9 protein-coding genes, 1 pseudogene and 1 other annotated feature are annotated in these 9083 nt (G+C 39.0%); of the genes and pseudogenes, 5 read left to right on the plus strand and 5 right to left on the minus strand.

What is annotated here, in order from left to right; genetic code table 11:
* Nucleotides 1-117 precede the first annotated feature (117 nt).
* A complete protein-coding gene (locus SB775_RS26885; RefSeq protein WP_410864190.1) occupies nucleotides 118-1527 on the minus strand; it encodes a LysM peptidoglycan-binding domain-containing protein in 1410 nt (469 codons plus the stop codon).
* 243 nt (nucleotides 1528-1770) lie between these two features.
* Nucleotides 1771-2187, minus strand: a complete 417-nt coding sequence (locus SB775_RS26890; protein ID WP_410864191.1) for a hypothetical protein — start codon at nucleotides 2185-2187, stop codon at nucleotides 1771-1773.
* 372 nt (nucleotides 2188-2559) lie between these two features.
* On the opposite strand from SB775_RS26890, the gene desA reads away from it, so the two are divergent.
* The 3 genes from desA to argS all read left to right on the plus strand — a co-directional run bounded on the left by desA (nucleotide 2560) and on the right by argS (nucleotide 6260).
* On the plus strand, nucleotides 2560-3591 hold the full coding sequence (gene desA, locus SB775_RS26895) for a Delta(5) desaturase DesA (RefSeq protein ID WP_284469674.1): 1032 nt from the start codon (nucleotides 2560-2562) through the stop codon (nucleotides 3589-3591).
* Nucleotides 3592-3683: 92 nt separating this feature from the next.
* Nucleotides 3684-4229 (plus strand): response regulator, encoded by a 546-nt coding sequence (locus SB775_RS26900; RefSeq protein ID WP_089364399.1) that lies wholly within the window; start codon nucleotides 3684-3686, stop codon nucleotides 4227-4229.
* 97 nt (nucleotides 4230-4326) lie between these two features.
* Nucleotides 4327-4545 (plus strand) — a binding site (T-box leader).
* 35 nt (nucleotides 4546-4580) lie between these two features.
* Nucleotides 4581-6260 carry an arginine--tRNA ligase gene (gene argS / locus SB775_RS26905; protein ID WP_410864192.1) on the plus strand — a complete coding sequence of 560 codons (1680 nt, stop codon included), beginning with the start codon at nucleotides 4581-4583 and terminating at the stop codon, nucleotides 6258-6260.
* A gap of 110 nt (nucleotides 6261-6370) precedes the next feature.
* Here argS and SB775_RS26910 read toward each other — a convergent pair whose 3' ends face one another.
* Together SB775_RS26910 and SB775_RS26915 are read right to left on the minus strand one after the other, a co-directional pair.
* On the minus strand, nucleotides 6371-6748 hold the full coding sequence (locus tag SB775_RS26910; protein ID WP_176432022.1) for an SET domain-containing protein: 378 nt from the start codon (nucleotides 6746-6748) through the stop codon (nucleotides 6371-6373).
* A gap of 60 nt (nucleotides 6749-6808) precedes the next feature.
* A pseudogene (locus SB775_RS26915) lies at nucleotides 6809-7888 on the minus strand (CotH kinase family protein); the annotation flags it as partial.
* A 221-nt stretch (nucleotides 7889-8109) separates the two neighbouring features.
* Here SB775_RS26915 and SB775_RS26920 point away from each other — a divergent pair.
* Together SB775_RS26920 and SB775_RS26925 are read left to right on the plus strand one after the other, a co-directional pair.
* Nucleotides 8110-8352, plus strand: a complete 243-nt coding sequence (locus tag SB775_RS26920; protein ID WP_410864194.1) for a hypothetical protein — start codon at nucleotides 8110-8112, stop codon at nucleotides 8350-8352.
* A gap of 103 nt (nucleotides 8353-8455) precedes the next feature.
* Nucleotides 8456-8713 (plus strand): hypothetical protein, encoded by a 258-nt coding sequence (locus tag SB775_RS26925; protein ID WP_410864196.1) that lies wholly within the window; start codon nucleotides 8456-8458, stop codon nucleotides 8711-8713.
* 276 nt (nucleotides 8714-8989) lie between these two features.
* On the opposite strand, the gene SB775_RS26930 is transcribed toward SB775_RS26925, so the two are convergent.
* On the minus strand, nucleotides 8990-9083 hold a 94-nt coding region (locus SB775_RS26930), incomplete at its 5' end, for a hypothetical protein (RefSeq protein WP_410864198.1).

The following is a 9083-nucleotide window of genomic DNA, read 5'->3' on the forward strand; positions in this document are numbered from 1 at the left end:
AAAAAGGTAGATTTCCTCAGAATAAACTGAGAAAATCTACCTCTATTGGCCCGGAAGGGACTTTTTCAGTGCCCTCCACAATGTGAGGCCTTTTTTCTTTATGGTTTTTCTATCAATCTATTGATTAAAATGATATACATCCCAAATGTCAGGGGTTTCTGAACCAAGGTACCAAGCAGATACACCGCCTAGGTGATTTTGTTTTACCAGGTCAATACGGAGCTTCATCGATTTTTTATCTTCTATCCATATTTGATGCTTTTCCCCTTTGGAAGTATACTCCACGTAATTTTGTTGTGTCTTTTTATCCCATACCTTTTTTAGTTTATGAGATGAAATGATTTTGTTGACTTCAGCCATGGTAAGGTCATGGCTTTTCACTTTTTGGGTCGATAAATCAGTTACCCATTCTCTCGTATAAAATGGTACAGCCAATATGATCTTATGGGCAGGTACTTCTTTCATTAAAAGCTTAGTTCCTTCTTTGATCCAAGGTAACGAGGAAACGGACCCGGCTACTGGGCTCCCTCCCCAATGCTCGTCATAACCCATTATGATTATGTAGTCTGCTATTTTGCCAAGAGCTTTCCTATCCAGACTTTTTGACCAAAAAGGGTCTTCATTTTCTCGGGTGACATCCACAGATACTTTAATTCCATGCGGTTTTAGTGCCTTTTTCAGTTCGCCTATGAAAAGTACAAAGTCCTTCTTGCTTTTTGGATCGATGTTTTCAAAATCTACATTTATTCCATCACTTTTAGTTTTAACAAGTGAATCACGTAAAGCTGAAACCAATTTCTGGCGTTTTTTTGTATTGCCTAGTACAGAACCGGTTAAAACAGGGTCAAATTGATTTCCGATAAGCTGCCAAACTTGCTTTCCTTGCTTATGGGCGTTTTGGACGAACTTTGCATCCGCAGAAACGGAAACGAAAATACCGGAATCCGTCAGCGTATAGGAACGAGGAGAAACTACATTTAAATTAGGTTGTTTAATTTGTTGGGTGTAGTTTTCTTTCGATTCATTATGCGTCCAGCCCATGACGACAGGTTTTTGCGCCTTTTTTTGAAGTTGGGATGTCTTTATCCATCCCTTTTTACCATCAAGCAATTGAACCTGGTAGTAATAATCAGGAATCTTCAATTTTTGGCCAACATTAATTGTATCTGCATGTAAGTTATTTAATTTCGTCAAATCACTGGTGGTTACCTTATATTTAGAAGAGATCTTCCACAATGTATCTCCTGATACTACCTTATGGATCTTATATTTCTGGGGAATCTTCAGGCTTTGGCCAACAGTGATTTCGGAAGAAGTTAATTTGTTTTCTTTTTGCAGCTCACTTACTGAAACTCCATATTGATTTGCTACTTTCCATAATGTGTTTCCAGTCTTTACTTTATGAATAATAGGGCCAGCGGAATCCCCAACGGCAGAGGAAATGACGGGAAACTCCTCGCCCTTTTTTAAGGTCTTTAATAAAGTAGAACCTAATTTAGGAGAACTAAAAACTTTTGTATTGTCCACTTTAACAGAACCTATGTATTGGGTTTTACTTGATGAACTACCACTGGTTGGAAAGAGACACATACAAAGAAGGCTTAACATAATAAAACATCCAAAGAATTTTTTCACGATTATTTTATTCCCCTTTGTAAAATTTAACTTTACTAGTTTACTATGGAGAATAGCAATAAAATAGAGGTACATTGTGGAAAAGTCCAGAAAATAGGGAATCATCTAAACAGGAATATTTGTGTATGCAATTATTCATTGTTTTCTTTTTAGTAAAAATCTTGGAGATGGAAGGGCTTCTTGTTCAGCTTCAAAATAAGCGAGTTTATTTGGTATGCAGGATATGATTGAGGGCATCCCCATTCCAACAGCTTTTTCTAAGGCGATTAATAAGGGGAGCTCCTTACCATCAATATCTTCATCCCAGGATATTACATAACAAGAATCTTCAGCACCATTCTGTTTTAGTAACTTAGCTATATCTGCTGGATCTGAATTCGGTTTCGGAATCTCAATGATGTATTCTTCACGAAGAGTTGTTCTGTAAGAATGACAAAGGCGACTTAAGGCATCCTTGCGTTTCTTGGCTGAAGACAATTCGAACAGAATTCTATCTTGGAGCCTTTTGGTGAAAAATGATTTTACAATTGTTTTCTCCATTTCCTTATCCAAACTAATTCCCCTTTACAGTTTTTCAACTGGTAAATCCATATAGTCTAAGCCTATCATAAGTGGCTTTGATAATTAACATCTCTCTAAAATCCCTAGAGATTTACGACAGTTTATTATACGTTTGTCGTTTTTAAGCTTTCTATGATAAGAAAAGAATTCTTCCAAATGGAGATTAATTTGTTGGAACTATACCGTCCTATTCGGTTAGCCAGTTTTGGCTATTTTCCATTTTATTTGGTAGGGTTTTCCGTTGAAAATATCTTGTACATGACATTTGTCATCTTCTAGTCATGACACCTGGTACTAATAAAATCAGGCTGATTTCTTTATAATAAGAAATAACGAAAAAATAAAGGGAAGTGCAATTGATTAATGACCATACAAAATACTAAAAACTTGAGAAAACAAATTGCTCCTTTTGAACAATCAACGACAAAAGAAAGTATATGGCAGATCATCAATACGTTAGGGCCATTCATTATTTTATGGTACCTAGCATATATAAGTCTTTCGGTTTCTTATTGGTTAACGTTAATTCCAGCTGTGTTGGCTGCTGGCTTCTTGACAAGAATTTTCATAATCTTTCATGATTGTACGCATCATTCATTTTTTAAAAGCCGCCGTGCGAATAGAATAGTCGGGACAGTCATGGGTGTTTTGACTGTATTCCCTTTTGATCAATGGGGGCATGAGCATTCTGTGCATCACGCAACAAGTGGCAATTTAGATAAGCGGGGTACAGGGGATATTTGGACCCTTACGGTGGATGAATATTTGGCTGCGCCGCTTAGACTTCGTTTTGCCTATCGTTTTTATCGCAATCCATTGGTAATGTTTGGGATAGGTCCGATTTATGTTTTCCTTCTTAAAAATAGATTTAACCGAAAAGGTGCTAGAAAGAAGGAAAAAATGAACACCTATTTGACGAATGTATTAATCGTTGGTTTAGTGGCATTGCTTTGCCTTGCAGTAGGCTGGCAGTCATTTCTTTTAGTACAAGGTTCCATTTTCTTAATATCAGGTTCAGTGGGCATTTGGCTGTTTTACGTCCAGCACACATTTGAGGACTCTTATTTTGAAGAAAATGAGGAGTGGGAATATGTATTGGCAGCAGTGGAAGGAAGTTCTTTTTATAAGCTACCAAAACTGATGCAGTTCCTTACTGGTAATATCGGTTACCATCATGTTCACCATTTAAGTCCTAGGGTACCTAACTATAAACTGGAAAATGCACATAATAATACAGAGCCTCTAAAGAACGTACCAACGATCACTCTTGCTACAAGCTTACAGTCGCTCCGTTTCCGTTTATGGGATGAGAAAAACAAGAATTTTGTTGGCTTTAAGGACATAAAACATTTAACAAAAAAAAGTGTTTCCGTTCAAGTGAAATCTGAATTGTAACGTTCATGAATCATTCCAGACTCCCTTAATAATCCTTGGATTTTGGGGAGTCTTTTCTTCATATAACGACTCAGTAAAGGAGAGAACTTAAAATGATCCGAATTGTCATTGCAGAGAATCAGCAAATGCTGTTAGAGGCAATTAGTTCTCTACTCAATCTTGAAGAAGATATAGAAATTGCCGGGCAAGCCAGTAATGGAGAAGAAGCTATTACTCTTGTGCACCAATTAAAGCCGGATGTTTGTATCATGGATATGGAGATGCCTGTAAAGAGCGGGCTTGAGGCAGCTGAAGCTTTAAAGTCATTTGAATGCAAAGTGATTATTTTAACGACATTTCGAAGGACTGGTTATTTTCAACTTGCTTTAAAAGCAAATGTAAGTGGTTATTTATTGAAGGATAACCCGAGTGAAGAGTTAGCCTGCTCGATTCGCAGCGTATTGGATGGCAAGCGAATATACTCCCCTGAACTTATGGATGAGTCTTCCAACAATAATGACCAGGAAATGGGTGTGTTAGGCCTGTTAGCCGATGGTCAAACCACACTTGACCCCTCCAATCAGCAAAGCAACACAATTGGGACCGTAAGGAAATATTTTTCGACTATCAAGGATAAAATGAAGTTACCGGCTGGCTAGATGGATTTGGGATAGAGACTTTATGACAGGGTTAGATCAGAAATCCTGTGTTGACACGTTTTTTAAAATTGTGTACGATGGATTAAATCATAATATTGAAAATTCTGTGATAAAGAGAGTAGTTCATTTTGAAATGGAAAGCGAGTTAGGGATGGTGTGAGCCTAATGCAGGACGGATGAATGAAGCGCACTTTGGAGAAATTTCTTGAAACGTCCAGTAGAGAACATCGGGGAGTCACCTCGTTAACAATGGAAAGTGGCCACAATTTGTGGCAACTAGAGTGGTACCACGGGAAACTATGCTCTCGTCTCTTATTTAGAGACGGGGGCTTTTTTGTTTAGGAGGGAAAAATGACGATGAATAAACCAATTGCAGCCTTAATTTCAACTGCTTTGAACAATGAAATGCCAGCAAGTGAAATAGAAAAATTAATGGAAAAGCCTAAATTGATGGAGTTAGGTGATGTCGCCTTTCCATGCTTTACTCTTGCAAAAAAGTTAAAAAAGTCACCACAAGTGATTGCGTCTGAAATAGCTGAACAATTAAACAGTAAGTTGATCCAAGAAGTGAACGTAGTGGGTGGTTATCTGAACATCTTCGTCAATCAACAGATTGTGACGGAAAATGTGTTGCAAACCATATTAAGTGAAAAGGATAAGTATGGCGGAAAGCAGCCTGTACAGGGGAATGTCGTGATTGATTATTCATCTCCGAATATTGCCAAGCCTTTTTCCATGGGGCACTTACGCTCAACAGTCATAGGAAATGCATTGGCTAACATTGCTGAAAAAAATGGCTACAATGCCGTGCGTATTAATCATCTAGGGGATTGGGGCACGCAATTCGGGAAATTGATTGTCGCGTATAAGCTGTGGGGAGACAAGGAGGCAATCGAAGCTTCCCCGATTCAGGAATTATTGAAAATCTATGTGAAGTTCCATGAAATGGCTGAAACGGATGAATCGTTGAATGAACAAGCACGCGCTAGCTTCAAGTCGCTTGAAGATGGGGATGAGGAGGCACTGGCACTATGGAAATGGTTCAGGGATGCGTCTCTAAAAGAATTCGAAACGATTTATGATTTATTGGGCATCCGTTTTGATTCCTATGCTGGTGAAGCGTTTTACAATGACAAAATGGATGTTGTTGTCGAGGAACTAAAAGAAAAAGGCCTGCTTACCCTATCCGAAGGTGCCTATGTCGTGCAATTGGAAGATATGCCGCCTTGTTTGGTTACGAAAACGGACGGTGCGACACTTTATGCCACGCGTGATTTAGCTGCAGCCATGTATCGTAAGCAACAGTTTGAGGCGAAGAAAACCTTTTATGTTGTAGGAAATGAACAATCCCTGCACTTTAAACAACTCTTTAACGTCATTGGAAAAATGGGGTACGATTGGTCAAATGACTTACAGCACGTAGCATTTGGCATGATGTTAAAAGACGGTAAGAAAATGTCGACACGTAAAGGGAAAGTCGTCCTGCTTGCGGATGTTTTGGCAGAAGCAATCGAAACGGCGAAGCGCAATATTGAAGAAAAAAATCAAGCGCTTGAACAGAAAGAACTGGTTGCAAGACAGGTCGGTGTCGGAGCGGTAATCTTTAATGATTTAAAAAATAATCGGATGAATGATATTGACTTTTCATTAGAGCAAATGATGAATTTTGAGGGAGAAACGGGTCCATATGTACAGTACACATTTGCGCGTATTTCATCATTGCTGGAAAAAGGTGAATTTAAAGAACATGTAATCCATTTTGACGCTTTAGGAGAATATGCTTGGTCAGTCATCCAACTGCTTGAGCAATACCCGGTCATTGTCCAAAAATCATTTGAACAAGCAGACCCATCACAAGTCGCGAAATTCAGCTTGCAGTTATCACGTGCATTCAATAAGTATTATGCGCATTCGAAAATCTTGGTTGAAGATGAATGGAAACAAATGAAGCTCTCATTCGCTTTTTCCGTAGCCATTGTATTAAAGGATGCGCTAAGTTTATTGGGAATTTCAGCGCCGAATAAAATGTAAAGTTAAACCGTTCTTGCATTAGCGAAGAAAACTGAATGAAAAAAGAATCCATTTTGATCAATTTTCCTTCAAAATGGATTCTTTAAAAATAAAATGGAAGCAAAAAACGCCTACTCGATGACATCGAACCATAACGGGGATTTATTATCAGGTTCACCATTGTAATTGATCGTGATTTCCTCGCCAGCCTTTATATCTTTATAAGCATAAAAGTCTATCGTTAAATCTTCTAAATTATTATCGAATGTCGCATTTGGTGTGTATGAATGATTGAATAGGGATCCATTTCCTAAGGCAGTGACAGTTTCATCGTCATCTCCCCAATAAAAACAGTGATGAAAGAGTGCAGTTTTCCTTAGATATTTCCATTCATGTCTGGGTGAAATGATGACAGGTGATACCTCAATCAGTTCATCTTTTTTAATATCCCTTGTAGCATATACTCCCCTGCCGTACTTCCCCGTATTTTTAATGCAGATTGGTGACACGAAAGCAACTCCCCTTCGGTCCTGTTTAGCTTTCAGTTGTGTTGTGGCACTTTTTTCATCTAGGTCACCGAGGTGCTTATTTAAGTAATCACTGCGTTTGCGAATGAATTCGAAGATGAATTCCGGTTCCTTGTCGAATAGATCAATCTTATTCTTTTTATATGGATCTAGAAGGATGTGGGGGCGTATGCCCTGGTGCAGTGATAATACTTTATTTTCCATATGCTTCACGGTAAATGTGGTTTCCAATGTTTCAACCAGGAGATCTTTGTAGAACTTACTGTATTCCGGAACCTGCAAGAGCAGATGAATAAGGTGGTTTGCCTTTTTCCCTCCGATAGGGACATATGTGTGCTCCATGATCCCGCCACTGACTTTGCGTCCCCAAGTGGCATCGTAATCCCAAGGAATGATTTCAAATAACTTCGTTTTACTATTGCGATATAGTGCATAGTTATGAGTGAAACCGTCGTTATTCATGGTGCAAACGGCTCCAACCAGCCAGCGTAAGTATTTATGGATATCAAGATGCTGCGAGACTACTTCAGGAAACTTTGCAAGTGGGGTTGTGTTTACTTTTTTGATGAATTCGATTAGATATTCATCATCGGCGGGTTTGCCAAAGGCTTGCTTATAGCCTGACGTAAGGGAGTCTTTTACTTTCCCATCCCTTTCCAATGAAAAGTTGGCATTATTGTTGACAGCATAATAAATCGGACCGGCAGGAAGTCCTCTTTTTTCTAAAAAAAGCCCATCGACGGAATCCAATTGTAAATACACACCTTTAAACGTGCCATTTCGGAATAGGTTGATGTGTTGGCTATGAGGGGAAAGGACACCAAGGTCTTGAAAGAAATCGAGTGAGAGTTTATTGCGAATGAGGGAAGGATCTCTGTATTCGGCATTGAGATGGATTTTGTGGGCGCCAAAGAATCGTTTTGGCTCGATGAAATCAATCCAATAGGATCTTTTCCGGAATTTACGGGTATAAGAGCCCCGATAGGCAATATCGATATCGTAAATGTCGTTTTCTACTTTCAAATAGGCGGGAATAGGGTCATCGCTCCAAATATCCGCACGTAAATCTTCTAGATCTTCTTCTTCTATCGTTAAGAAATAAGATGGAATATGATAAGACATACACTCACCTTCCTTTCTTTTTTAAGATGTTTTATGGATAGTCCGACATTAATGAAGCCGTAATATCATAAAATACTTCCACTTGATCAATCAGGGATCAATCAAGCTGAAGCATTTTATATTTAACTATCTATCTTCTTCTTCTTTTGCCAGTGGATGAGCTTGAACTTGAGCTTGATGAAGTAGATGTTGTTGTTGTTGTAGATGTGATAACAACTGGTGTGGTTCCAGTAGTTGTCATACCAGTAGTTGTGCTGCCAGTAGACGTGCTACCAGTAGACTTCTTACCAGTAGACTTCTTGCCAGTGGACTTGCTGCCAGTAGACGTTCTGCCAGTGGACTTGCTGCCAGTAGATGAACTTCCAGTAGAAGTACTACCCGTAGAAGAACTGCCAGATGAACCTGCTTTTCCTTTTTTCCCTTTCGGCATACAGACCCCTCCTTTAATAAGGTTAATTTTATGATATGCGCAATGGTACATACTTGAGCGTTAGTTAACGACAAACGGGCTAATAAAAATTATGGAGAGGATTTAGGAGAGTTGCCTAATCCCAAGAGAATTATAGAATGGATAAGCAACGGAATGGAGTACCTTCCATTGTTAACATCTTTCGTCAATCAGTAGTTGTGTTGCCAGTAGTTGTGCTGCCAGTAGATTTTTTTCCAGTGGATTTTTTCCCAGTGGACTTGCTGCCAGTAGAAGTGCTACCGGTAGACTTGCTTCCAGTAGAAGTACTACCCGTGGAAGAACTGCCAGATGAAGCTGATTTTCCCTTTTTTCCTTTCGGCATACAGACCCCTCCTTTAATAAGGTTAATTTTATGATATGCGCAATGGTACATACTTGAGCGTTAGTTAACGACAAACGGGCAAATAAAAATTAACGGAGAGGATTTAGGAGAGTTGCCAGGAGAATTATAGAATGGATAAGCAACAAAATCGAGCACTGTCCATTGTTAACATCTTTCGTCAATCATTGCATCATGATCAGGCAGTATAATAAACTCATGAAAAAAATGCCCTTTAATCCCGATGACCGGGAAGAAAGGGCATTTACCGCGGACTACAATGAACTGGATGTCACGTCACGGCTATAATAAATTAATAAGCGAGGCTGAATAGGGCTTTGATGTGTGATAGATAGCGAATATTACTTGCTTCTTTCATCAATGTAGCCGGCAGACCTTTAAGGGAA

Source organism: Peribacillus sp. SIMBA_075, assembly GCF_046534585.1.

Excerpts from the sequence above, each read along its gene's own strand:
- SB775_RS26925 (WP_410864196.1), top strand. The coding sequence starts at position 8,456 with ATGGATAAGCAACGGAATGGAGTACCTTCCATTGTTAACATCTTTCGT.
- argS (WP_410864192.1), top strand. The coding sequence starts at position 4,581 with ATGACGATGAATAAACCAATTGCAGCCTTAATTTCAACTGCTTTGAAC.
- desA (WP_284469674.1), top strand. The coding sequence starts at position 2,560 with ATGACCATACAAAATACTAAAAACTTGAGAAAACAAATTGCTCCTTTT.
- SB775_RS26900 (WP_089364399.1), top strand. The coding sequence starts at position 3,684 with ATGATCCGAATTGTCATTGCAGAGAATCAGCAAATGCTGTTAGAGGCA.